The sequence below is a fragment of the Acidobacteriota bacterium genome, from assembly GCA_022562055.1.
Lineage (GTDB): Bacteria > Actinomycetota > Acidimicrobiia > Spongiisociales > UBA5794 > BMS3BBIN02.
The window spans coordinates 1-22,865 of sequence record JADFQA010000030.1 but is presented as its reverse complement, the minus strand read 5'-3'; the positions used below and the strand labels follow the sequence as shown (position 1 = coordinate 22,865).

Sequence of the window (22,865 nt, the reverse complement as noted above, 5' to 3'; positions counted from 1 at the left end):
GTTGCGTCCCCCAACCCGGTGCCTTGGTTGGCCTGTCTAGATTGTGGGGATGGGCTTCGACCTACGCACGCTGTCGGGTTTGGCATATCTCGACGCGGTGACCACCTTGCTCCAGAGAGCGCGCAGCGAGCAGCCAACGGCTGGGCTCTGGGAAGCGGCCGACTTCCAATGGTGGTGGCGCAAGCCTCGCGACACGGATAGCTGGAACCAACCGTTTTGGTTTGACACATCGGACTCGCCGGTTGCGGCTGCTGTGGTCACCGACTGGGGCGGAACGTTCGCGCTCGACGTTATCGTTCTGCCTTCTGTCGATCTTGTCCGTGAGGTTTCTCGGCGTGGTCTTGCGATACTCGACGGAGTCGTTTCGACTGTAGAGATCCTGGTTGACGACCAGGACACGTTCATGGCCTCGTTGCTCACCGACGCGGGTTTTGCACCGAGGCCGGGCCAGGATGCCACTGCCTGGATGTCCGCCGAGGCTCGCCCGGACGTGTCGAGCCTATCAACTGGATACTCCTTGGCGAGCCGGGCCGGATTACCGGATAGTCCCCACCACATGGTGGGCCGCAATGGTGCTCAAGTTGCGGAACGGCTGGGGCAGACCTCGCTCTACCGCAAAGATCTTGACTTAGTCATCGTTGACAGCACGGGGGAGCCTGTCGCTTATGGGTTGTTCTGGTACGACCCCAGTACCAACGTGGGGCTTGTGGAACCCATGAGAACGGAAGAGTCCCACCAACGGCGAGGACTCGCCAGGCACATCCTGACGTCAGGCATCAACAGACTTGTCGATGCAGGGGCCACCCGCATCAAAATCGCCTACCAGCAAGGCAACGCTGCATCCCGGTCGCTCTACTTGGGTGCAGGCTTCGTTCCAGCGATGACGACCTCTCTGTACGTCCTCCAACGTCAGGAAAGCTGAACGCAGAGGTGCTGGGCGTCGGGTTTGACGCCGCCCTATTGCTGGCCTCGTCACCCCATCCGTGCTTGAATTGGTTCCATGGTGAGTCGACCCGCAACTGACGTTTCTGTTGTTGTCCTCGACTCCATCGACTCCATGGTTGCCCAGCTTTTCTCACGCCTCAAGGGCGTCACTCAAGCGGAGTATCTCTGGGAGCCAGTGGACGACATGTGGTCGGTGCGCAAGAGAGACGACGGTTCGGTCAGCGTGGATGGAGCTGGAGACCGTGACGTCGAACCGGCACCAGTGACGACGATTGCGTGGCGCATGTGGCATCTCTCCGTCGACTGTTTCGCCGACTACACGCGTCGTGTCCTTGGCGACGGTCGCGATGTTGAGCCGGATGCGACTTGGTCCCTTGACGCTGATGAGGCCGCCTCCGCCCTGTCCGATAGTTGGCGGAACTACCGTGCCGCGATTTCGAGCCGTGATCGGTGGTGGGACGAGTTGGGTCCGGATTGGGGTCCGTGGGCCCATCATTCGATGGTCGATTTGGCCCTCCACAGTGGGAACGAACTTGTCCACCATGGTGCCGAGATTGCTCTGTTACGCGACTTATACCGGTGGCAGGCCGACGGTTAGCCGACCAGCGGTGTGGACGCGACCGCACGTGGATGCAGCGTTCATATGTCCGCGATGGCGAGTCGCGCCGCGAAGCCGACTAGGAGCGCGCCAAGCGACCGCTGTACCCATCGAAGGGTTCGCGGCCTTGCGAGCACGTTGTCTCGGACAGCCACACTTGCGCGTGCGTATCCCATGAACACGATCAGCGTAATGACCATGAAGATCCCGCCGAAGCCGACAAGGCGAGCGTCAAGGAGGCTCGGCGGAGAATCGAGGAATTGAGGAAGGAACGCAAAGAAGAAGACCGTCAGTTTTGGGTTGAGGAGGTTCAGCAGGATTCCGCGCCGAACAACTCGGCCCATCGGTTCATCTGCAACAATCGAGTCGTCATCGAGTCGCAACGCACCTCCGTCACGAATCATCGAGACACCCATGTACGCGAGATAGGCAACACCTGTCCAGCGCACAACCTCAAAGGCGACTGCTCCCGCATTCATGACGCCCGACAGGCCAACCATCGCCGCCAGCATGTGCGGAACGATCCCAAGTGTGCACCCAATCGCCGCGAACATACCGCGCCGTAGTCCGCCGCTGATCGCGCTGGATACCGTATACACGACTCCGGTTCCCGGAATCAGCACGACAACTAGCGATGTCACCAAGAACTCTGCAGACACCCCTGTACCCCGCTCCTTTTCCGGTCGCTTTGCGACGTCAACCTAGCGGATGTTTCTGTCCTACACGCCGCCAGCGGTCGTGTGGCGGTATCTGCATTACCCTCGAACAGGACTGTCGATATCCCAGCCGTCCGGTTCGCCTAACGTTGATGTCATGGTGACGGGGCCCCGATGCATGGCGTACGCCCACGGGCGCCGGAGCCATCGCCAGAGGGTCTTGGTCTATGCCCCGCCAGATCAAGACGGACAGCGAGCTGTTCACTCAGGGCCTTCCAAGCAACCTTGGGTGAGTCGAACAGGAACTCGCCTCTCGCATTGTGTACTGCGGGGAAAAGGCTCGTCGCCCACGTAACCTCGACCTCGGTCGAGTCGAAGCGGCGACCCCGAGCTGTTTGGTAGGCCTTTAGGAAGGCTTCGGTACTCTCGACTGGGGCAAGGGTGGGCGTTTCTTCGCTGGCGAACGCACCCGATGCAGCTCCGACAACCGCGGCCTCTGGTAAACAGGAAAGGCTGTCCCAGTCGTGAACGACATGAGGCCGGCTACCCATCCATCGCATGTTCTGTGCCTCCCAGTCAGCGTGACCAAGTACCCGTGGTAGTGCCGTTGCACGACTCATCCGGTTCCGGACTCGAACTGCGACATCCGTGAGCCACTGCGGGAGAGGCATCAACTCAGCTCGCCTGTCGATCTCCTCAAAGTTGGGTGGGAACAAGCCGCCACCGTCATAGTCCCACTGCACCCAAACCGGGTTTGGCACCGGCGGTTCAGCAACCGTGATCGACTCGAGACGTGTCATCAAGTCGGCGAGCAAACTTCCCGACAGTTTGGCGTGGTGCGTCCCTGAGTCGCGCAACATCTCGCCACCTGGGACCCACTCCTCAGCGTGCACAGTAACCCCAGCGGTGACAACGACGGGAGAGACGGGCGCAGGACACACGAACCCGCCAGCCGCGAGTTCATCCTGAATGGCCACGCAGGTCGCTGCCCTGCCGCTGTCGTCGGATCGCATCTTGATGGCGACCTCACGGCCATCGCGAAGCCGAACCCCTACGACCGATGACATGCCCTGCGACTCGTGGATCCGCTCCTCAGCGGTTGACCCGAGGTGCTCAATGCACCACGAATCCACCCACTCCGAACTCCGCGGATCCGCAATAGTCACAGGTGCCGCCTTTCGAACCGAGCGCAACGAACCATCAGAGTACTGAGTCCGCACGACTCATGTGCCTGGTCAGTGTTGCTCAGCTTGACAGGAGGGGGCGGATTCAATGAGCGTGGTCAGCACTGCACTTCGTTCTCGGGAGGATCGGCACGGGTCGTTCGAGACCCTCTCGTCCTTGGTTATTCTTCCGTGTCGATTTTGGTCTAGATAAGAGCGAACTGCTCTTGGGTGGGTTCAGCTCAGCAGTACCATGGTTCAGTCAGGTACGGAATGTCCGCCATTGGCCGGACGTCGTCGAGCGGAGGCTCTCCTGACGAATCGGGGTCACCGTGCCGGGCATGCACAGCTGTCCAAATTTCGCTGAAGATGTCTCTCCGGCTGCGTTTGGCTGCTTGGTTCTGTTCTACGATCGTGAGGACCTGTCGGTAGAGAAGGTCCATTGCAGGGTCCGGGTTTTTCCACGGGTACAACAGCGCTTTGTCATCAAAGTCCGACACTAGATCCGTGATCTCATCCAGTTCCAGCAGCTTGCTGCCGGCAGGTATTAGGAGCCGTATGGCGTACTGCACCGGAGAAACGTGCTCTACCAGGTTGAGGAGGGCAAGCGTCTGCAGGAATTGGGTGTATCCAATTGCGGTCGTCCAGGGGGTAAAGGTCACAAACGTTGGGTTCAATGCGAGATCGACTTCCTGTAGTGCGTGTAGGACCGCTTTGAAGTCCTCCATTGTGTGATGCTTGTCGAATTTCTCGAGGATGTGGTCATCGAACGACTCGACTGCGCTGGTTATCAAAACGCAACCGGTCTCTTTGAGGGTCGGCAGGAGTCCGGAGTGTTCGAGTAGGTGCTCGACCTTGATTGTGACGTCGTAGGAGAGTTCTGGGAACTCTTCGTGCAGACGACGAACAATTCGTAGCGAATGCTGGGGGCCGTTGAAGAAGTCTGGGTCGCCAAACGTGATGTGCTCCGCGCCCGCATCAACCTGACGGCGCACGTCCTCGAGAACAACTTTTGGTTGCACAATTATGAAACGGCCGTTGTACACCGGAACCACGGGACAATGTCGACAAAGGTGTTTGCAGCCCCGCGAAGCTTCGGTATACCCGACAATACGGGACACCTCAGGTGACACCTGTAGGCGAGCGTATTGGTCAAGTTCTGGGAGACCCGTCCGGTCAGGAACCATGAACTTCTGGCGGCTGAGCGAGATGCTCGGCACCGTTTGTGCATAGGGTTGAGGGTGCTCGCCGACGACGCTCAGATAAACATCCACTAGGCCCTTTTCGAACTCTCCGCCTAACACGGTGTCTGCACCCAACGTGCGAAGATGCTTCTCATTCATGGGGGCATAGAGTCCGAAGAAGCAGATGTGGGCGCTCTCGTTGACTTGTCTAACCCGAGCCAGCACTTCCTCTGCCAAACGAGTAGCCGTGTGCATCGGCACATAGAATCCGACCAGATCCGCCTCACGCACAGATTTCAGATCAAGCTGGCACAAGGCGAGATCCTGAAGGGTCACATTGGCCCCGGCCGCCTTTAGCCACGCCGCAGGCGAAGCGAGACCAAACGGTTGTCGGCCCAGCTCGTAGGTGGAGATAAGTACAACGTTGGCTGACATGAATCCTTGGCGGCAGTAGAAAAGTGGGTGTTTTCCGCTTCCACCTTGGCAGACGATGGGTGGATCGGTGCGGCTGTGGTCAGCCTAGTGACCGAATTAGGGACGACCGGACGGCCTATCGAGGATTTAGCATGTCCTTCTCAAAGGGTCGGCCATGCCCTATCTCGGTCCGGTACTTTGGAAATCGGCTCCTCGGCTACAAGAACACCCTTGACCTAGGAGTTCGAGTGCGCTGTTGCCCGACGCTACATGAGTCTCGACTTCCTCACCCAGGTCCGTATTCAACTCGTCGACCCGGACCGCCCTGAGGAGGTGACCCTGGCGCTCGAATCGGCAATCTGCGAGAAAATGACACTCTCCGTCACCACACACCCGACAGGTGGGGCCAAATCAGACGAGCGCGGTGGGCCAAATCAAGTTGACATTCCCGCCGAGCCGACTGGATGCAAGCCATCCTTGAACTGATCGCCGAGGAAACCAGGTATGTGCACCCGGGCAGCGAGGTCGTCATCAGTCGACTGTGCGATATCATCGTCATGCAGGCGATCCGTCCCTGGATCGAGCAAGACCCCGCAGCACAAACGGGCTGGCGAGGCGCGTTGCGTGACGAACGGGTTGGTACGGCCATTGCGAGCATTCACTCAGCCCCAGCCCGAGACTGGTGTGTCCCCGCGCTCGCAGACGAGGCCGCTATGTCCCGCTCGGCGTTCTCTGGGCGGTTCACCGAACTCGTTGGCGAACCAGTCATGCTGTACGTGACACGGTGGCGCATGCACGTCGCATTCGAACTCCTCCGAAATGGTGACACGACCGTGGCTTCCACAGCAGCCCAGGTCGGTTACGACTCCAAGGCAGCGTTCAGTCGGGCCTTCAAACGTGTCACCGGCATCACCAGTCGATCGCCGGGTGGCACCCCGCGACGAGAGCAAAGGCCCGTCCCGCGGGGTGGTACGGTGGCGCATGATTGATCACTTGGGCACAACTTACCCTGGCCGTCGGTGGGTGGTGCCGCTGTCTGTGACTGTGATGGTCGGGTTCGGCGTGATCCTGTACGGGTTCTCGGTTTACGCCACCGACAGCGCAGCCGGTGGAGAGTTCTCCAAAACTGCACTTTCTCTCGCGTACGGGGGATCGGTATTCGTGGGAGGCCTCTTTGCCCTCCCCGTCGGGCGTTTCGCCGACAGGCATGGTGTCCGAACGATCATCGGTGTTGGCGCTGTTCTCGGAAGCGTCGGGCTGGTCGGCTTCTCGCTCGCGAACCAACCTTGGCACCTCATGGCGATGTGGTGGATCTTCCTCGGACCTGCTCAAGCGATGATCTACTACGAGCCGGTGTACGTCGCGATTGAACAATGGTCCGTGCCGGTCAACCGCGCCCGGACGCTTGCAACGATCACACTGATTGGTGGTCTGGCCGGCATTGTGTTCATTCCGCTGGTCGCGCAGCTCGTATCGGTGTTCGGCTGGCGTTCGGCGGTTAGGGGGTTGGGGCTTCTTTTGCTGATCGTGGGCAGTCTGACCGCGACTTTTGCGCTGCCGTCGGGGCGCGGGACAGGGCCTTCCTCCAAACTTGGGTCTCAAACGAACGCGGTGAGTCTGGCGTTCGTCCGCGAGCGTCGATTTGTGTTGTTCACCCTCGCGCAGATGCTGATACTCCTAGCAACTCAGGGTGTCATTGCCCACCGTGTGGCGCGGTTCCAGGAAATTGGGTACTCGCTTGGAACGGTTGCGTTGTGGGCGGCCGCTGCGTCCGCGATGAGCCTGCCCGGCCGATGGATGGCCCCTCGGCTTGCCGAACGATTTGGTGCCACTTGGATCCAGGCAGCAATTTCGCTGATCGTTGCGGTAAGTGTCGTGTTGATGGTGAAAGACGCGCCATCGTGGCAGATGATCGGCCACTTCTTTCTGTTCGGCCTCGCGTTCGGAGCGTTGCTACCGCTGCGCGCAATGGTCATGGCGGATTGGTACTCGGGCCCGACGTATGGGCGCATCATGGGTACCCAATGGACCGCGGTCGTCCTGGTCGCCGCGACCGGGCCCATCCTGGTCGGCGTAATGAGGGACAGCACCGGTGCGTACCAGTCGCCGTTCATGCTTCTCTCTGCCCTGTTTGTTGTGGCCGCGGCGCTGATTGTGGTATCGGGTCGCGCTCTATCTGCCGAGTCCAGCGTGCAGGCTGGTGCGTCGTAGCTCTTTGGCTTGTCAGAACGGGTTATCCGTAGAAGATCTTGGTCTCTTCAACCCTGAATTTGAGCGCCGCGATTGCTGCGAACCCCGCAGTGAACAAGAGCAGTATCAGCGTCGGCCTGACCACGTCGACTACACCGTCTCCGTCGAGGACGACGCCGAGCAAGCCATCCATCGCCCAGAACGTTGGCGTGAAATGTCCGAGCGTCTGAACCCAGCTTGGGAGCACCGAAGTGGGCACCATGGCGCCACCGATCACTGCAAATACAATCGCCCCGAGGTTGGCGTAGGTGTTGAGCTGGAGCGACGTCCGGCTGAGCGCGGTGATGGCGAGACCAAACGACAGCATGCTCATCGCAAAGGCGACTACGACCACCGCGAGGCCGACGAGCGAACCTGAGATGTTGAGGTCAAGGAGGATCACACCCACGCCAAACAAGGTGAAGATCTGGACCGTGGTGATCACGAATGGTGGCGCCAACTTGCCGACCATAATGTCTAGGGTGGTTGCAGAGCTTGCCCGGAGCCGATCCCACGTTGCCCAGCCATGCTCGCGGAAGAATGTGAAGCCGGCAAAGGCAGCGGAGAATCCGGCGAACATTGCCGCCATTCCGGGTACTGCTTGCTCGGCTCCCGAGGCGTTGGAGAACCCCTCGGCATTCAGCGAAAGTTGAAACAGCGGTTTCATCACCATCGTAAACAGCACTGGCATGAAGATGAGAAAGACCAACACGCCTGGGTCCGCGAATGTAATCCGCGTCTCATGCCTGAACAGGGCCCAACTACGCTGAAGCGACATCGAGTTCTTCTCCTACTTCGAATCTTTGGCCGGTAATGGCCAGGTATGCGGTCTCAAGGCTCGGTTTGATGATCTCGACCCCCTGAAGCCGCGCCGCATCAGGGCCGAGGGTGGATAGGATCGGTGCTACCGACTGTGCTGGGTTGTCCGTTGTCACCCTCAGCACGGGTCCATCGACAGTCACTGAGAATCCGTCAAGCGAGGTCGGCGGCGAACCGTCAAACGTGAGTTCGACGACGGTCTCGCCGCCGCGGGCGACGAGTTCGGCGACCGAACCGGTGGCGATGATTTTTCCTTGGTCGAGAATCACGACCGCAGCATCGAGGTCTTCGATCTCACCGAGGTAGTGGGTCGAATAGATCACCGCCGAGCCTCTGCTGGCCAGATCCTTCACCAAGATGATGAGGGCCGCTCTGGTCTCGACATCGGACCCGGTAGTAGCTTCGTCGAGGAGGATGAGGGGCGGGTCATCGAGCAGCGCGATCGCTGTGTGTAAGCGGCGTTTTTGTCCACCCGACATCTCGCCAGCCTTGCGGTCCATGAGATCGTCGAGCCCGAGCGCGACGGCGACCGCTTCGACCTGGGTGGCGAGCCTCTGCTTTGACATGCCCGTCAATTTACCGAAGAGCTCAAGGTTCTGACGCACAGTTACGATCGGGTAGATGCCAAGCTCCTGGGGAGCCAGCCCGATGAATCGGCGCGCGCGTTGTGGGTGGGCTCGTACGTCGACTCCTTTGACGAAGACTGATCCGCTGTCCGCGCGTCTTAGGCCGCAGATGATCGAGATGAGGGTTGTCTTTCCAGCTCCATTTGGACCCAGCAATCCAACCAAGTCTCCGGGTTGCAGTTCGAGGTCGATGCCTTGCAGCGCATGCAGCGGCCCGTAGGACTTGCGCAGATCCTTCACCACGAGAATCGGTTGCACCGTGTCGGGAGGGGTGTTGCGACCTGTCTCTGAGTTTGTTGATTGTTGCATGATCCCCTCGTGGTTGCGGGTTGTATTGCTCCCTCAGCAAGTCCTTTGGGGGGGCATAGCAAATGCTAATGTACAGTGTAAGTGTTGTAGCTTACATCATATGCTTAGAACGTATGCCCGGAGCTGCCAGTGGCAACTGGGTTATGTTCGGGACGCAGGTCGCTCGCGCAATTCGCCGAGCGACTGCGGGAGGAGGAGCAACGACGATGCATGGTTTGTGCCGACAGGAATTCGGTGACACATGTTGTCGATCTGTCGTCACCAACGTGTCCACTATGTTCGTCCGACATCTTGGTGGGTCGTTCGCAGCACCAGTCCATTGCCAAGAGGTCGCGGTTGGACCGTCGGTCGGAGGGACCGGTTCATGGAATCCAGGGTGGCTCGTCGGCCTCGTGGGGAACTCAGGAACCGGGCACCAGCTCGCGAGCCCGCAAGATATTGCTTTACAGAGGTCGCATTTGAAGCTCGCAGCGCCGAGGTCTCTGGGGAACGGACTAACCAGACGGAAGGCCGCGCAGCCCGGCGGCGCGGACATCGACGATCGCCTCGCAACTCAACATCAACCGCACCTAATCTGGAGACTCACATGAAAGCAATCGTTCAATACAAATTCGGATCACCCGACGTCCTCAATCTGGAAGACGTTGCCAAGCCGACGGTCACGGATGACCAAGTGCTAATTCGGATCCGCGGAGCTGCTGTGAATCCGTACGACTGGCACCTGATGAGAGCGCGACCACACCTAGTCCGCCTCGCTGGCTTCGGTCTCCGCAGGCCAAAGAACAAGATCCCGGGTTCCGATGTGGCGGGGACTATCGAAGTAGTTGGCGAAAACGTGACACATTTCCAACCTGGGGACGATGTGTTTGGCGGAAGTACCGGCTCCTTTGCGGAGTTCGTATGCGTCTCGGAACGTTCGATCGCGCTGAAACCAACGAACGTCTCGTTTGAGGCTGCCGCCGCATCCTCGATGGCGGGGATCACTGCGCTTCAAGCCCTGCGCAAGGGCAACGTCGAGGCCGGGCATAAGGTACTGATCAACGGTGCATCCGGTGGTGTCGGCACGTTTGCTGTGCAGATCGCAAAGGCTGCCGGGGCTGAAGTGACCGGGGTGTGCAGTACCGCAAACGTCGACATGGTCCGATCGATCGGTGCGGATCATGTCGTTGACTACACCAAGGCCAACTTCACACACGGTGAGCATCGATATGACTTGATTCTTGACCTGGTTGGCACACAGTCGCTGTCTGCGTGCCGACGAATCCTCACCCCGGACGGGGTCTATGTATCCGCGGGAACAAAGGAGCTGGGTAACTGGATTCAACCGATAACCGGGGTGTTGAAGGTGATGATGGCTTCCCGTCTCGGCCGTCAGAAGATGGTTCCGTTTCTCGCCAAAACCAGCAGGGAAGACCTGATAGAACTCAAGGAGTTCATCGAGTCAGGGAAGGTGACGCCCGTCATCCACCGGACCTATGAGTTAAGTGACGTTCCCGATGCGATCCGCTACCTCGAAGAGGGCCATGTTCCCGGAAAACTTGTTATTGCCATATGAACACAACGGAGAACAAAGAGTGCGGCGCGTCCGGTGCCGTTGCCCGATTGGAGGCCTGAATGCCTTTGCCCCGTCTGCTTGCGCAGATCAACAAACGGACGTTTAACAAACGAGAGGTAAAGCGCAATAGGTATGCGGTTTTGACACACGTCGGGCGGTCATCGGGGGAGGTGTACCGGACGCCGCTCGAGGTTAATGCGGTCGACGGTGGGTACCTGATCATCCTGATGTACGGTTCGAAATCGGACTGGGTCAAGAACGTGCTTGCTGATGGGAAGGCCAGGCTCAGGGTCGATGGCAGCGATATCGACTTGGTCTCACCAAGAGTTGTGGATTGGGACATCGGGTGGGCACAGATGCCCGCATCAGCCAAACCACCAGCGAGATTCTTAAAGGTCACCGAGTTTCTACAGATGGACGTTCGCCGGTAGTGACAGATGCGAGACGAGCGCCCGCAAGAACCTTCGTCGAGGCGGGGTGTCGGGGCCAAGGAGATGTGAGGAACCACCACAGTCACGGATACCCCCACTCACCGTCAGGGTTATTGCCGATCTATATGTGCGGTCGGTCGGCTCCTCATCACGGATTTGCTGGGTGCCGCAGCGATTCGTCGAAGAATCGCTGACGAGAAGTCCGATTTTCGGGTACGTTGCGTCGATTGGGTTGGCCCGCCGCTCGTCGTCCGTGTTGATGGTGAGGCGGGCCTTCCTGAGTCCGCAATCGAATCCCGTCTTGGCCCTGAAGTAGAGCAGGCGGATGCGACGCTGTAGAGCGGCTTTCTTGGATTCAGCGTTCGAAAACGCGATATATTGGGTTTTCGAACTCCAAGCCCTCACACTCACGCAAATTCCTTGGGGCGTTGTACCCGAGTTGTTACATATGGGTAGTTTTCGACAGCAGCAAGCCGACGTGCCAGGTCATGGTCCGAAACTGCCTTTGGGGGGCTGAGTCCATTGGAGGGGTCGGCCAGCGGTGGTGACTCCAATTTCGGTTGACCACTCTTCGTGGTCGTTGTTGTACTATGTTTCGGAGTTGCTATGAAGGGATGCTATGTCGAAGTTGAGGAAGCCGTCGGCTGTTCTTCTCGTGTTGGCGGGCCTTTTGGCTGTGTCCACTGTCGCAGCTGCCGAGGATGTGGAGTCTCACGACGAAGACACGGTGTTCAGTTTTGGATACGACGACGTCAATCACATCCTGGCAATAAACATTGGTCCGAACGACACGCTCTATGAGTGTGACCTGCAGAACGGAGCATTGACCCCGACCTACGGGGAGGCTGATTCGGATGGATTGATCCCGGTCGACGCTCTGGGGGATTTTGACGGCGTCAAATCGTTTGACGCAAGAGCGCAACTAGAGCTGGCTGAGGGTTTTGTCGCAGCTTCTGGTCTGATCGAGTATTCCGGCGCTAACGGCGAATGCGGAGTCATCGGTGTTGTTGTCGCCGGTCCGAACGGCCAGATCAATCACGGGCAGTTCATGAAGGTTGCCAAGAGCCTGCTAGACATCCAGGGACAGGGCTGCATTGTTCGGTATCTCGCCAAGTCTGACATCGGGAAGACGGACGCTACAAAGCTGGCTACGTCCGACGTCGACCCGCTCTTCGAGATTGGTGACACCGGCGACATCACGTTCATGACGTTCGAAGCTGACTGCGCTCGAGGCAATAAGGACAAAGCGGCGAAGGCCGAAAAAGCGGACAAGGGCCGCCCAGAGTCGGACAAGGGCCGCCCAGACTCCCCGGGTAAATCGGCGGACGCTCCGGGCAAGAGCAAGTAGCCGAGACTGCTATCGGCCGTCGAACGGCCTGCATGCGCAACGCGCGCTTGACAGGACGTTCATGTTCTCACTCATCCGATCGATCGTCAGACACGACATCCCGGGCGGTCAACTTCCGATCGTGATCCATCGGGTTCACCACACGATCAACGGGCGGTTCGGCACTGGCCAGCCGTAAACAGACTGAGTAACGACTATTCGGGCAGAAGACGTTTGTTTCCTTAAAGCAAACTTGAGCCCAGCGATCCGAGTGGACACCGCGGCGAAGCCAACAGAAAACCGGGGCTTTGACCAACGCGTCTACGGCACCGCTGGCGGGATTGTTTTGTTGCATCGCCCGTGGTGGCTGCGTCCACTCTCGCTAGTGGAAGACCGTGTGCGGTCGCTGCGTCGTGTGAAACGGCGTGAGCCGCCGGTGCCAACAGTGCGTCTTCCGGGTCGCGACTACTACCTGTTGGCGGGTCCGATCGAGGGCATCCTCGAATCGGTTCTTGAGGAGCCGTTCACCCAGACAGCGAATTTGTGGTGGCCGGAGGATCGCGCGTGGTCCGTAGCCACCGAGATTGATTTCTCGTGGACCTACATCGGTGGCAGCGTATCCCTGATCCAGGCCGTTCTAGGCGCCCCAGGCCTCGAGTCGCTACCCGCTAAAATCAGCGACGGCATCACGATCGACTCGGATCACATCAATCCACCGCCACCCGCTGGTCCCTGACGGCGAACCCCAAGCATCAACATCGCTTCCGTGCCACGGGTCGCGGTGGCATGGAACCCATCTGGGTGCTGAAGTGTCTGTTGGTTGTAATGAAGGAGCTTATGGATACTCACGTCGTAGTGGCCGCACGTCCGAGCGATTTCGGTGTGTTCTACAGCGAAACCTGGGAACGCGTGTACCGAGCGCTGGCAGTGATTCTTCGGGATCATGACCTGGCCCGCGAGTCGGTAGATGAGGCAATGGTGCGGGCGTTTCAGAGGTGGTCGAAGGTTCGCACGTACGACAACCCGGTCGGTTGGGTGTACCGGGTTGCGTTGAACTATGCGAGATCGCGTCGACGGCGACGGTGGCGTGAGGTCCCGTGGGGTTCGATCGAGCTCACCTGGGAGATGAAGACGCCGAACCCCGACCTGATGAGCGCGTTGATCGGCCTACCGCTGCGTCAACGCGAGGTCGTCGTGCTGCGCTTCCTTTTCGACTGGTCAGTACGTGAGGTGGCGGCGGCACTCGACATCCCAAGTGGCACAGTAAAGAGTCGGCTCCACCGAGCCGTCGCGACGTTGCGAGAGGTTATGCAATGAATATCGAAGACCAAATTGTGATCGAGCTCGAAGCCGCGATTTCGACTGTCCCGAGTGTCGCGCCCGCTCCCCTCGGTGTTATTGAGTCGCGTGGCCGTCGCCGTCTCCTGGCAGCCCGCGCGGGCCACCTCGCGGTTGGTGTGGCGGTGTTTGCAGTCATGGTGGGTGTGTCGATCGCTGTCGGTCGCATCGGGTACCTGTCTGACGTCGCTGGCTCCCCAGCGGACTCGGTCGCGCCGGCCGGTGCGCCACCGACAACCGTGACGCCGGTGGGCGACGGGCGGGCGGTCGATGGCCGGGTAATCATCGCGGGGGAAAGCTTTCCAGTCGGCGAGCTTGTGGGTGCCTTCGCTGGTGTACCGATGTATTTCGGGGAGGCGGCGCCAGCGCCAAGATTCGACCCGTCGTTGTTGGGCAGGGAAATTCGCCTCGAGTTCGAGACGGCGAATGTTGGCGACCCCGATGTTCTCAGCGGGCCAACCATCTACGTCGGCGAAGCGGGCGGCGTGTCCGTGTTTGTGAACGAGATTGCACTCGGTGACGGACCGACGAAGTGTCTGTGGATGGCTGGGAGTCTGCAAGTGTGCGGCGACTTCGGAGCGTTTCGATTTGACGACTCGCCAGCCACACCGCCGCCCGGGACGATGCTGTTTGCAGCTTGGTTGGGTGTACCCGATGGCACGAGTGTGGTTGTGGTGCGTTCCGACGGCGTCGACATTGTCTGGCAACGCCCCGTTGGCGGTGTTGTCGTCGTTCCGTTGTCAGATCCGGCTGTTTACCAACTCGCCGCGTTTGATGAATCGGGTGTCGAGATCGAGTCTGTCGATGTCTCGCTTACGGCCGCCAATGATCAAGAGGTCTCCGAACCGGGCGGCCCCACCACGACGGTCCCGTAAAGTTCGTGTGTTGGGGATATGGTCAATAACCCCACGGCCTCCTGGGACGGTGGCGTGTTCTAAACAGTGACGCTCGTTGTCCGCGACGTTCGCCGTCGATCCGATTCGATGTCTCTGCACATCCTCTAACCCGCAGAATGTAAGCCCACTAATCCACAGAATGTACAGCCACTAACCCGCAGAATGTCCGAAACGCCGTGACGTTTTCTGTTCTGGCGTCCTGACACGGCACCTCGGGTGCCGTGTCAGGACGCCAGAACAAGATGTTGTCGCGGTCGGCTTCGTATGGCGAGACATTCGCGGCGGTTCACGGGCGTTGCCCGTCACGACCGTTGGTAGCACTGGGTCGCTTTTGTCGATGTCTGTCACTAGCTTGAAACATGTGCGGAAACGTTCACGCTTTGGCTTTCTGATGGGGGTGGGCGTCGCTGTGTCGTTCTTGTTTGGCGCTTGCAGCGGTGGTGAAGTCGTTACGACGAGCGCACCTCCGTCCGTTGCCACCACGTCGTCCTCGCTGGGTGTGTCCACAACGGCGACCGAGCCGCCTGCATCGTCTTCCACAGTGCCTGCTCCGGCAACGACCACCACGATTCCCGCGCCTGCCGCGGCCGACATCGTGTTCACCGGTGGTGATGTTGTCACGATGGATCCCGCGTTGGGCACGGTGCAAGCCATCGCCATCAGTGGCGAGGTGATTGCAGCGGTCGGCACTGCGGAGGAGATTCAGCGTTTTGTCGGGCCTGACACCATCGTTGTCGATCTCCAAGGTCGCGCGGTCGGCCCCGGGTTTGTTGACGCGCACACCCACATACTGACTGACATGGGCGGCATTGCAGCGGGCCAGGTGCTTGCATTGGAGAATGGCTTCACCTCGATTGGTGATGCTTCGATCGAGCCGGGGTTGCCTGAGCTGTTCATTGAAGCTGCGAACTCAGGCGAGCTGCGTGTGCGGACGACGTTGTATCTGGCACGCACCGATCCGTGTGGTGACGATCAGGGAACGTGGTACGAACAGTTTGCGCCCGATGCGGTCCTTGCGCCTCGCGTCCGAATTGGCGGTGTCAAGATCTTTGCCGACGGTGGCGTGTGCGGGCAGCTTGCTGTGAGTGAGCCGTTCCTTGCCGGCTATGAGAACGGTGTCCCGTATCAGGACCTCGATCTGCTCACTTCATGGATACGCGATGCCGACGCTGCGGGTTACCAGGTCATTATCCACGCCCAGGGTGATCTGGCCATCGAACGGGTGCAGGACGCATACGCCGCGGTCCTTGACGGCCAGCCGAACACCAGGCGGCATCGTATTGAGCACAATGCGTTTATCACTGAGACGGTTGCCAAGCGGTATGGAGAGTTGGGTCTCGTGCCCACAGTGTTTGGTATCTCTTCGGCGTGTATTGCTGACATTGGGTGGACCGACTTTTACAAGGAGTTCGGTGACCGGCCCGGCACCATTGGGAAGGCCAACCCGGGCCTGGTGGTGGCGTGGCATGGTGACGATCCGGCTCTGCCGCCGATCAGTCCAATTCTGGAACTATTTGGCCTCGTGACGCGGAACAACGTTGCAGAGGACGGCACGATTTGTGAAGCGCCCGAGTGGATGCGCGGTGGCGGGGTGACGGTTGAGCAGGGTCTTGCGATGATGACGATGGGGTCGGCGTATGCGCTGCGTCAGGACGATGTGGTCGGTTCGTTGACACCGGGGAAGTTTGCTGATCTGGTGGTGCTGTCTGACAACCTGCTTGCGGTCCCCGCCGACGAGCTGCCAACAGTACAGATCCTCGCCACGATGATTGGCGGTGTCATCGAGTACTGCGCACCAGGTTCGCAGGACATGTGCCCAAGGGTTCTGGCGGCTGCGAACGGTTAGACGGCGCGTCTTTGAGTAGACGGTCGTCGGAACGGTCCGAAGTGAAACCGAAACCGGAGACATCCTCACCTGGCGTCAAGCGATCCACTGGCCGCCGCGTCAGCGGTCCACATGACAACCCTCGAGAGCCTTTCGTGGCCGGAATGGCTGGAAATAGAAATCGACTCCACCATCGAGTGAGTTCCGGCGAGTGTCAGCGCGGCTTAGCGACCGTCATGCGCAGTGAGCCGACTACCGACCCAGGTGAATCTGCGGGCCGATCAGCAGTCGTCCCGCCGGTCGGTGATAGCGGTGTCGATGTCATGTCCGGGCGAAAGCGACGAGCTCGGTGATGTCACCCGAATCTGCTCGTTGCAGTGCGCGACGGTAGGCGCCGCGTAGAGCGTCGGGGTTGAGACTAGAGGACGCACAGGTTAGGAACTCGTAGACATTCTTCGGTACGTTGTCGGGATCGCTGACATTTTCGACATCGATCTCAACGAGGCCTTCTGGCCAGGTTCGAGAAGAACGAGGCGCGGTATCCAGCCGGCGAGGTTCGCGGATCAGCGGAGAAGCGAGCATGACCTTTTGAGAACCACGGGTACGCCGAACGGTCGCTTAGCTGTCGGCTCTAGTGAGCCACGGTGCGGAGATCGACCGGACGCAACGATGCCTGGAGGAACTGACCATACGAACGTCACTGTCCTAACTGTAGACAGGGGGATTCTGATGGTCATCCGTTACTGACTGGCAATAGTTGCGGAAACGAGGCCCATGTGCCTATGATTCGAGAATGGGTGCTTGAGTGACGCTGTGGTCGGGCGCTTAGCTAGTCGAGCGAGGGGTAGATGAAATGGGCAAGTTCCTTGAGTGGTGGGCGCGGCGTGCCCTGTGGCAGAAGATCCTTCTGATCTTTACAGTTGTCATCATTGTTACTGCCCCTCTCGCAAGCGAAGATCCCGATGCGGTGGAGAGCATTGGAGCTCAGCAGGAGACTTCCGGTGACGAGACCGGTGGATCGGCCTCGGTCACCACGTCGTCGGAACAGGCCCCAAGCCCCACGACCACCATTGAACCGTCCGGGTCGAACGCCTCTACGACGAGTGTGGAAACCACAACGAGAAGCAGCAGCACAACCACACAGGTGCCACTTCGAAAGTACGAAATCCTCGAGGAAGAAGACGTCTCCTTCCCTGGTGCCGTACGGATCTCCTTACGTGTAATTGTAGAGAGCGGTGCGAGTCGAGAAGATCTGCGCCGAATCGCGCAGGATTTGGCGAGTCAATACAGGGAGAGTGGCGAGTATCAGGCTTTCAATATCTTCTTCTACCACTATCCCGAATTGGCCTCTGGCGGGGTAACCCTCGGGGTATGGGACGACGCTCCGTTCGGTGATTGGGGCCGCGCATCCGAAGTCGAAAGGGGCGACTATTCGGAACACAAACCGACGGACAGGACGAAAGAGAAGGACTGGTCGCTTCTCCCATCGCCGGAAGAGATCGACCTGTACGCTGCATACAGTGAGATGTTCGACTTGATGGACACTGATGCTTTGGAGCTTCCATCCGACGACGACGTGATGGCTGCAGTGGCGGCCGAGAGGGATATCTCCGCGGAGGCAGTCGCAGACGCGGTCGATGCTGTCTTGGACTGGATGTTCAACGACGAGTCTTAGGCTGCTAGTTTTTGCCGGTCATCGATGTTGCGCTGTTCAGCTTCGAAGAGTTCTCCTCGGGTAGCAATGTATGTCGGGATGAGTCCGAGGCGGTCTTCCGCAGACAGCGCGGTGTGGCCGTCACCTACAGGGTCCAGAGCGTCGATCACCGAGGCTGGTCGACGTCCGACCACAGTCCTCGGCGGTCCATGAACTGATCTGCGAGATCGTCGAGCTGTGCAGCGGTGTCAGTTTCACTGAGCGCCTGGTTTTCAAGCAGGCTGTGGTGGGCGATGGGTCCGAGATGCATAGCAGCCTTCTTACGTGCCTGTCTTTTCACGGCCTCGTCAAGACTCGTGCGCGGCACGAGCGCGTAGACAAGATCGCAGTCGAGCGCATCGGCCGTGCGGCGCAGTGTCTCGAGTTTGATGGTGTCGCGGAGTTCGTTTCGTTCAAGTTCGGATACCGTTTGCTGGCTGACACCGATTCGGCCAGCGAGTTCGCGAGCTGACATACCGAGCGCATCCCGGATTGCCCGGATCCAGCCCTTGTGGGGACGCGGCGAATCAACGAGCGGTCGGAGTCGTTCTAGCCGAAGGTCCATGTGTTTCCATGCCCGTATGTTGCGTGTTGCCATGTGACCATACTACATGTTATACACTGTGAATACCAGTTAATATTACAATGTATAGCCTGTATATATGATCGTTCTGAGTGCGAAGGGGCCGGGGACTTGCCCTCAGGTAACGGTCGCCGAACATCTACCGGTTGAGCCACGGGAGCAACACCCCTTCTCTTGACCGGCGGCTTTGAAGTTTCACCGCAACCAGGTGCGGGCGCGTATGCGCCAGCGATTCCCTCGTCGATTGATGAACCGTGGTCTGTCCTTCACGCCGTGTACGTGCCGGGGCGGGGTTGTAGGTCGGGTCTGAGGTGGCCCTCTTCCCAGGGGAACAGTCCTTGGGTGTCGTCGTAGCTGAGTTGGAGCATTGGGACCGAAGCCTCGTCGGGTCTTTGGTAAAACCGGTTCGCGGCAAACGCGATCTCGCCTGGGTTTGGTACTTCTTCGGGGATGATGCGATGCGGCCACTCGTCGAATTCGACCAATTGCCCTGGCATGAGGGGTTCTCCGTTGCGGATGCGTTTTCCGAGCGTGTTGAGGACACCGGAGGCGGTTCCCTGCGGGACGCCGAGGATGATCAGTTCAGGATGGGCGAGTCCGAACAGACCGACGGTGTAAGCAAAGGGCGGGGTCGCAAACTCGGCGCAGTTGCACCCTGGCGTCTCGCAGGTACCGCCACCGACATACTGGATGAACCAGCCGTGTTTGCGGATGATCGTGGCGACAAGTGCGTCATCCTGGTCAAGCCAGGCCCGGACATCAGCTTCCATCAGTGTTCCCTTCAACTCTTCAGCCGGTCATGTGCCAAACGTATACCCGAGCACCGACATAAACGACAGTGAGCAACAGCCGGCTCGAGTCGCACGTCGGCCGAATCCCGGGCAGCTCCGACCAACTCAAGGGAGCAGGATGCGCGGGGTACGGCCGGTGACCGCGGTCGTTGGATGCTCAGACGTGCGTGGAGGCCGCAGTCGGGCGGGGAAGAGCCGGTTCGAAATTCTTGAACGACACTTGTAATTACTACTATTGCATGTCATATTAGTAGTTAACTACTAGACCCGATGTAGTTCGCGACAGATTGGTAACAGACATGAAGACTCCGTCTTCGCCCCCAGACTTGACGGAACTGTTTTCGTCTCTTGGTGGTGAGAGGCTGCAAGCGCTGCTGCCTTACCTGTCAGATCCGACAGTCAAGGGACGCTATTTTCACTGGGACGACCTCCGGCGTCGACAGCCGCCTGATGATCTATCTCGGGAAGAATGGTGGATGACGCTCAAGTTTGCCCGGTCACAAGGCCGGCGCACGCTTCCGTTGATTGACACGTCGGGTCGCGCGTTCACATACATTTTCACTGACGACACGTTGTCGATGCTTCACCGGATTGATCGGTTCGCATCCGGTCGGATTGCGGTTCCCGAGGCGATTGTCAGCGAGTCGACGAGGAATCAGTATCTCGTTTCGAGCCTCATGGAAGAAGCTGTCGCATCCAGCCTGCTGGAAGGCGCCGCGACGACTCGCCGCGAGGCGAAGAGATTACTCAGATCGGGACGAGCCCCCCGAACCACCGCCGAACGTATGGTTGTTAACAACTACATGACGATGCAGATGATTCGGACCGATCTCGCAGATCCACTCACGACCGAGATGGTGCTAGACATTCACCGAACGGTAACTCAGGGGACTCTTGAGAACTTTGCGGACGCTGGGAGAATGCAGCAGCCTGGGGAGAAGCGCGTCGATGTCGGTGATCCGTTCGACGCCGCAATCGTGTTCCACAGGCCGCCGCGTGCGGAAGACCTTCCCGGTTTGTTGGATGGATTGGTCGCGTTCGCCAACGATGTGGACAGCGAGCCTTTCATACACCCGGTGGTCCGTGCGGTCGCTCTCCATTTCGGCTTGAGCTATATCCATCCCTTTGTTGATGGGAATGGGAGGACCGCGAGGGCCTTGTTCTATCGGTCCATGCTTCGACAGGGTTACTGGCTTAGCGAGTACATCTCGATCTCGAGACTTCTTATGCGAGCGCCCGCGCAGTATGGCCGTGCCTTTCTCCACACTGAGACCGATGAAGCTGACTTCACGTACTTTCTCTTGCATCAACTCAAGATCATCTGTCGTGCGATTGACGAGTTGTTCGAGTACTTGGATTCGAGGGTTGCGGTCGTTCGAAAGGTCGAGCGTGCGCTTCGCAAGGTACACGGGCTGAACCACCGACAACACGCCCTTTTGTCGAACGCGCTCACACATCCTGACGCCGTGTACACGATCAAGACGCACAGTGTCACACACGACGTGGTGTATCAGACCGCCAGGATGGACCTGCTGGACCTCGAGGCGCTTGGGTACTTGAGTCGCCACATGGTCGGTCGAGAGTATTGGTTTCATCCGATTCCCGATCTGTCAAACAAAGTGCTGCGAGACGGGTAACGTCGGACTCCTTGTGTTCTGTCGAAAGGAAAAGGGTAGATTGGGCGGAGTTGTGCGTGGGTCCGACAGCGGACATTTCGGTGTGGCAAAGAGGAAGGACGAGTGTGGCGAAGATGTTTCGAATCGCGGTGGTGGCCCTCGTGGCGGGCGTGCTGTTGGTGGGAGCTTGTGCAACCGCCGGTTCTGAGAAGTCGACAGGCAAAGTGAAACCCGACGTAGTTGTTGCGGGCAGTTCGACTTCCGTTGTTCCCGCCGCAGGCGAGGACATAGGGGACCCGACGACGACCAACGCTGTGGAAACATCGACCACGGTCAACGCTGTCGCCACGCCGGCGACCACCACCGAGGGTGCAACGTTCGCGGGGACGTTCGATGACCCCGCGGCGGCAGGTGAGTGGATCAGGGTGGGCGGTGTAGAGGTTGTTGTGACGGCTGTGGACCGGGACGCCGCCGATGTCGTGCTTGAAGAGAACCTGTTCAACGATCCGCCGAGCACCGGTACTCGTTTCGTGATGTGGCTGATAGGTTTCGCCAACACCTCTGACACAGAACTGTCGGTCTTCGAGGCGGTTTCATTCACCGTCGTGGGTGATTCTGCTGTCGCGTATGAGGCCTTCGACGCATACTGCGGGGTGGTACCCGATTCTCTGGACCAGTTTCGCACAGTGTTTCCGGGTGGGTCGTTCTCCGGCAATCTCTGTTGGGAGGTAGCGGAGGCAGATGTCGAATCGCTCAGGCTGATCGTCGATGAGTTTGGGTTCTCAAACGACCGTGCGGTGCTCGGTCAGCCTCCCGTGGGTGAAGCGCTCAAGGTCACATATCCTGTCCCGGTTCCTCCTGACGCGACTGGTGAGCGAGGATCCCGCGGAAATCCGCTCGCACTTGGCGACACCGTGGTCGTCGGTGACTGGGAGATCAGCATCCTCGCGTTCGATCCCGATGCCACCACAATCGTGTTGGCCGAGAACCAGTTCAACACACCGCCGCCTTCAGGCCGCACGTTCGTCACCTTGAGAGTGAGTGCCACCTACGTCGGGCAGGACTCTGACATCTTGCTGGCAGGTGTTGACTTCCGAGGAGTGGGCGATCTTGCCCTCTCCTACGGTCCTGAGGATACGTGTGGTGTGGTCCCTGACGACCTCGACACGATCTCGGAAGTGTTCCCGGGCGGCGAGATCACCGGCAATCTGTGCTGGTCCGTTGACGAGCGCGATGTTGAATCACTGCTCCTCTACATGTTCGAGTCCTTCAGTTTCGGCTCCGACTATTTGTTTGTCGACCTGTCGTAAGCGATTCTCGTTTGACCGCTGTCTCTCCCGAGGATCCCTCCCCTGATGCTGACCCAGGAATAAGACGTGGGGGTTGATGCATTGGTGGAACGGGGTTGGACGATTTCAGAGATCGCACGCCACATGGGAAGAGACTGTGCAATTGCGAATTGACGTGTCGGTAGCGAAACGTTCTTGAGTGATTGATCGACGCCCATCATTGGTCCAAGCCTGGCACGCGAGCTCTGGTGGTGACACCGGTGCCCACGAGTTGCCACACGCCGTAGCCACGTTATGCGGTCGGCACCGGTCACAGCGAGGCGGTGCCAAGTTCTTCGGCGAGGCGGGTGATGGTGGGTTGGCCTTCTAGTTGGTTGAGCCAGTCTGTGGGGAGGTCGGCGTCGCCCCAAAGCGCTCCGAGGATATTTCCGGTAATGGCGCCGGTGGAGTCGGTGTCGCCCGAGTGCGTGACGGCGCGGGTGAGTGTCTCATGCCAGTCGGTGGCGGTGAGGGCGACCAGGATTGCGATCGCGAGGGCCTCTTCTGCAATCCATCCTCCACCCAGGCTCTCGACAGTT

Annotated in this window: 26 protein-coding genes; 15 read left to right on the top strand and 11 right to left on the bottom strand. The window is 59.2% G+C overall.

Going from position 1 to position 22,865, the window contains the following annotated elements; genetic code table 11:
- The first annotated feature begins 49 nt into the window (after window positions 1–49).
- Entirely contained in the window at window positions 50–922 is an 873-nt protein-coding gene (locus tag IIC71_11075; protein ID MCH7669721.1) for a GNAT family N-acetyltransferase, read from the top strand.
- A 78-nt stretch (window positions 923–1,000) separates the two neighbouring features.
- Window positions 1,001–1,543, top strand: coding sequence for a DinB family protein (locus tag IIC71_11070; GenBank protein MCH7669720.1), 543 nt, complete (start codon window positions 1,001–1,003; stop codon window positions 1,541–1,543).
- Between the two features lie 41 nt (window positions 1,544–1,584).
- Here the strand turns inward: IIC71_11070 and IIC71_11065 are convergent, their stop codons facing one another.
- The 3 genes from IIC71_11065 to IIC71_11055 form a co-directional block, all read right to left on the bottom strand.
- On the bottom strand, window positions 1,585–2,202 hold the full coding sequence (locus IIC71_11065; GenBank protein ID MCH7669719.1) for a LysE family translocator: 618 nt from the start codon (window positions 2,200–2,202) through the stop codon (window positions 1,585–1,587).
- Window positions 2,203–2,354: 152 nt separating this feature from the next.
- Window positions 2,355–3,365 carry a hypothetical protein gene (locus IIC71_11060; GenBank protein ID MCH7669718.1) on the bottom strand — a complete coding sequence of 337 codons (1,011 nt, stop codon included), beginning with the start codon at window positions 3,363–3,365 and terminating at the stop codon, window positions 2,355–2,357.
- Window positions 3,366–3,604: 239 nt separating this feature from the next.
- The gene (locus IIC71_11055) at window positions 3,605–4,981 is read right to left on the bottom strand and encodes a radical SAM protein (GenBank protein ID MCH7669717.1); all 1,377 of its coding nucleotides are present in this window, start codon (window positions 4,979–4,981) and stop codon (window positions 3,605–3,607) included.
- Between the two features lie 249 nt (window positions 4,982–5,230).
- Between IIC71_11055 and IIC71_11050 the strand changes: the two genes are divergently transcribed.
- Genes IIC71_11050 through IIC71_11040 form a run of 3 tightly spaced genes read left to right on the top strand, consistent with a single transcriptional unit; the run spans window position 5,231 to window position 7,171 of the window.
- Window positions 5,231–5,446: a hypothetical protein gene (locus tag IIC71_11050; GenBank protein MCH7669716.1), complete on the top strand. Its 216-nt coding sequence runs from the start codon at window positions 5,231–5,233 to the stop codon at window positions 5,444–5,446.
- Window positions 5,425–5,949 (top strand): helix-turn-helix transcriptional regulator, encoded by a 525-nt coding sequence (locus tag IIC71_11045; GenBank protein ID MCH7669715.1) that lies wholly within the window; start codon window positions 5,425–5,427, stop codon window positions 5,947–5,949. Before IIC71_11050 ends, IIC71_11045 begins: the two co-directional genes overlap by 22 nt.
- Complete coding sequence (locus IIC71_11040) at window positions 5,942–7,171, top strand: MFS transporter (protein MCH7669714.1); 1,230 nt, start codon at window positions 5,942–5,944, stop codon at window positions 7,169–7,171. The genes IIC71_11045 and IIC71_11040 overlap by 8 nt, the downstream gene beginning before the upstream one ends.
- 22 nt (window positions 7,172–7,193) lie before the next feature.
- Here IIC71_11040 and IIC71_11035 read toward each other — a convergent pair whose 3' ends face one another.
- Together IIC71_11035 and IIC71_11030 are read right to left on the bottom strand one after the other, a co-directional pair.
- Complete coding sequence (locus IIC71_11035; protein MCH7669713.1) at window positions 7,194–7,967, bottom strand: ABC transporter permease; 774 nt, start codon at window positions 7,965–7,967, stop codon at window positions 7,194–7,196.
- Window positions 7,951–8,943, bottom strand: coding sequence for an ABC transporter ATP-binding protein (locus IIC71_11030; protein MCH7669712.1), 993 nt, complete (start codon window positions 8,941–8,943; stop codon window positions 7,951–7,953). Before IIC71_11030 ends, IIC71_11035 begins: the two co-directional genes overlap by 17 nt.
- Window positions 8,944–9,529: 586 nt before the next feature.
- On the opposite strand from IIC71_11030, the gene IIC71_11025 reads away from it, so the two are divergent.
- Window positions 9,530–10,498 (top strand): NAD(P)-dependent alcohol dehydrogenase, encoded by a 969-nt coding sequence (locus IIC71_11025; protein MCH7669711.1) that lies wholly within the window; start codon window positions 9,530–9,532, stop codon window positions 10,496–10,498.
- A 59-nt stretch (window positions 10,499–10,557) separates the two neighbouring features.
- Complete coding sequence (locus tag IIC71_11020; protein MCH7669710.1) at window positions 10,558–10,929, top strand: nitroreductase family deazaflavin-dependent oxidoreductase; 372 nt, start codon at window positions 10,558–10,560, stop codon at window positions 10,927–10,929.
- On the opposite strand, the gene IIC71_11015 is transcribed toward IIC71_11020, so the two are convergent.
- On the bottom strand, window positions 10,906–11,334 hold the full coding sequence (locus tag IIC71_11015) for a hypothetical protein (GenBank protein MCH7669709.1): 429 nt from the start codon (window positions 11,332–11,334) through the stop codon (window positions 10,906–10,908). The two genes, IIC71_11020 and IIC71_11015, sit on opposite strands and share 24 nt — an antisense overlap.
- Window positions 11,335–11,548: 214 nt before the next feature.
- Between IIC71_11015 and IIC71_11010 the strand changes: the two genes are divergently transcribed.
- From IIC71_11010 to IIC71_10990, 5 genes are all read left to right on the top strand, one after another.
- Window positions 11,549–12,277: a hypothetical protein gene (locus IIC71_11010; GenBank protein ID MCH7669708.1), complete on the top strand. Its 729-nt coding sequence runs from the start codon at window positions 11,549–11,551 to the stop codon at window positions 12,275–12,277.
- Window positions 12,278–12,728: 451 nt separating this feature from the next.
- Window positions 12,729–12,992 (top strand): hypothetical protein, encoded by a 264-nt coding sequence (locus IIC71_11005; protein MCH7669707.1) that lies wholly within the window; start codon window positions 12,729–12,731, stop codon window positions 12,990–12,992.
- Window positions 12,993–13,093: 101 nt separating this feature from the next.
- On the top strand, window positions 13,094–13,573 hold the full coding sequence (locus IIC71_11000; protein MCH7669706.1) for a sigma-70 family RNA polymerase sigma factor: 480 nt from the start codon (window positions 13,094–13,096) through the stop codon (window positions 13,571–13,573).
- Window positions 13,570–14,469, top strand: coding sequence for a hypothetical protein (locus tag IIC71_10995; GenBank protein ID MCH7669705.1), 900 nt, complete (start codon window positions 13,570–13,572; stop codon window positions 14,467–14,469). The genes IIC71_11000 and IIC71_10995 overlap by 4 nt, the downstream gene beginning before the upstream one ends.
- A gap of 382 nt (window positions 14,470–14,851) precedes the next feature.
- On the top strand, window positions 14,852–16,336 hold the full coding sequence (locus IIC71_10990; GenBank protein MCH7669704.1) for an amidohydrolase family protein: 1,485 nt from the start codon (window positions 14,852–14,854) through the stop codon (window positions 16,334–16,336).
- A 300-nt stretch (window positions 16,337–16,636) separates the two neighbouring features.
- On the opposite strand, the gene IIC71_10985 is transcribed toward IIC71_10990, so the two are convergent.
- The gene (locus tag IIC71_10985) at window positions 16,637–16,897 is read right to left on the bottom strand and encodes a hypothetical protein (GenBank protein ID MCH7669703.1); all 261 of its coding nucleotides are present in this window, start codon (window positions 16,895–16,897) and stop codon (window positions 16,637–16,639) included.
- A gap of 271 nt (window positions 16,898–17,168) precedes the next feature.
- Here IIC71_10985 and IIC71_10980 point away from each other — a divergent pair, with 271 nt between their 5' ends.
- Complete coding sequence (locus IIC71_10980) at window positions 17,169–17,990, top strand: hypothetical protein (protein MCH7669702.1); 822 nt, start codon at window positions 17,169–17,171, stop codon at window positions 17,988–17,990.
- Here the strand turns inward: IIC71_10980 and IIC71_10975 are convergent.
- From IIC71_10975 to IIC71_10965, 3 genes are all read right to left on the bottom strand, one after another.
- On the bottom strand, window positions 17,987–18,139 hold the full coding sequence (locus tag IIC71_10975) for a hypothetical protein (protein MCH7669701.1): 153 nt from the start codon (window positions 18,137–18,139) through the stop codon (window positions 17,987–17,989). The genes IIC71_10980 and IIC71_10975 overlap by 4 nt on opposite strands.
- Entirely contained in the window at window positions 18,136–18,606 is a 471-nt protein-coding gene (locus tag IIC71_10970; GenBank protein ID MCH7669700.1) for a mobile mystery protein A, read from the bottom strand. Before IIC71_10970 ends, IIC71_10975 begins: the two co-directional genes overlap by 4 nt.
- 251 nt (window positions 18,607–18,857) lie before the next feature.
- Window positions 18,858–19,361 (bottom strand): DUF4262 domain-containing protein, encoded by a 504-nt coding sequence (locus IIC71_10965; protein ID MCH7669699.1) that lies wholly within the window; start codon window positions 19,359–19,361, stop codon window positions 18,858–18,860.
- Between the two features lie 320 nt (window positions 19,362–19,681).
- Here IIC71_10965 and IIC71_10960 point away from each other — a divergent pair, with 320 nt between their 5' ends.
- Window positions 19,682–21,019 carry a Fic family protein gene (locus IIC71_10960; GenBank protein ID MCH7669698.1) on the top strand — a complete coding sequence of 446 codons (1,338 nt, stop codon included), beginning with the start codon at window positions 19,682–19,684 and terminating at the stop codon, window positions 21,017–21,019.
- Window positions 21,020–21,123: 104 nt separating this feature from the next.
- The gene (locus IIC71_10955) at window positions 21,124–22,308 is read left to right on the top strand and encodes a hypothetical protein (GenBank protein MCH7669697.1); all 1,185 of its coding nucleotides are present in this window, start codon (window positions 21,124–21,126) and stop codon (window positions 22,306–22,308) included.
- Between the two features lie 289 nt (window positions 22,309–22,597).
- Here IIC71_10955 and IIC71_10950 read toward each other — a convergent pair.
- Window positions 22,598–22,865, bottom strand: a 268-nt coding sequence (locus IIC71_10950) for an ADP-ribosylglycohydrolase family protein (GenBank protein MCH7669696.1), incomplete at its 5' end; no start/stop codon positions are given.

Bases quoted from the DNA above. Each gene is read 5' to 3' on its own strand.
- IIC71_11070 (MCH7669720.1), top strand. From the start codon at position 1,001: ATGGTGAGTCGACCCGCAACTGACGTTTCTGTTGTTGTCCTCGACTCC.
- IIC71_11020 (MCH7669710.1), top strand. From the start codon at position 10,558: ATGCCTTTGCCCCGTCTGCTTGCGCAGATCAACAAACGGACGTTTAAC.
- IIC71_11075 (MCH7669721.1), top strand. From the start codon at position 50: ATGGGCTTCGACCTACGCACGCTGTCGGGTTTGGCATATCTCGACGCG.
- IIC71_11030 (MCH7669712.1), bottom strand. From the start codon at position 8,943: ATGCAACAATCAACAAACTCAGAGACAGGTCGCAACACCCCTCCCGAC.
- IIC71_10980 (MCH7669702.1), top strand. From the start codon at position 17,169: ATGGGCAAGTTCCTTGAGTGGTGGGCGCGGCGTGCCCTGTGGCAGAAG.
- IIC71_11040 (MCH7669714.1), top strand. From the start codon at position 5,942: ATGATTGATCACTTGGGCACAACTTACCCTGGCCGTCGGTGGGTGGTG.
- IIC71_11045 (MCH7669715.1), top strand. From the start codon at position 5,425: ATGCAAGCCATCCTTGAACTGATCGCCGAGGAAACCAGGTATGTGCAC.
- IIC71_10965 (MCH7669699.1), bottom strand. From the start codon at position 19,361: ATGGAAGCTGATGTCCGGGCCTGGCTTGACCAGGATGACGCACTTGTC.
- IIC71_10960 (MCH7669698.1), top strand. From the start codon at position 19,682: ATGAAGACTCCGTCTTCGCCCCCAGACTTGACGGAACTGTTTTCGTCT.
- IIC71_11025 (MCH7669711.1), top strand. From the start codon at position 9,530: ATGAAAGCAATCGTTCAATACAAATTCGGATCACCCGACGTCCTCAAT.
- IIC71_11000 (MCH7669706.1), top strand. From the start codon at position 13,094: ATGGATACTCACGTCGTAGTGGCCGCACGTCCGAGCGATTTCGGTGTG.
- IIC71_10970 (MCH7669700.1), bottom strand. From the start codon at position 18,606: ATGGCAACACGCAACATACGGGCATGGAAACACATGGACCTTCGGCTA.
- IIC71_10995 (MCH7669705.1), top strand. From the start codon at position 13,570: ATGAATATCGAAGACCAAATTGTGATCGAGCTCGAAGCCGCGATTTCG.
- IIC71_10985 (MCH7669703.1), bottom strand. From the start codon at position 16,897: ATGCTCGCTTCTCCGCTGATCCGCGAACCTCGCCGGCTGGATACCGCG.
- IIC71_11010 (MCH7669708.1), top strand. From the start codon at position 11,549: ATGTCGAAGTTGAGGAAGCCGTCGGCTGTTCTTCTCGTGTTGGCGGGC.
- IIC71_11055 (MCH7669717.1), bottom strand. From the start codon at position 4,981: ATGTCAGCCAACGTTGTACTTATCTCCACCTACGAGCTGGGCCGACAA.
- IIC71_11035 (MCH7669713.1), bottom strand. From the start codon at position 7,967: ATGTCGCTTCAGCGTAGTTGGGCCCTGTTCAGGCATGAGACGCGGATT.
- IIC71_11050 (MCH7669716.1), top strand. From the start codon at position 5,231: ATGAGTCTCGACTTCCTCACCCAGGTCCGTATTCAACTCGTCGACCCG.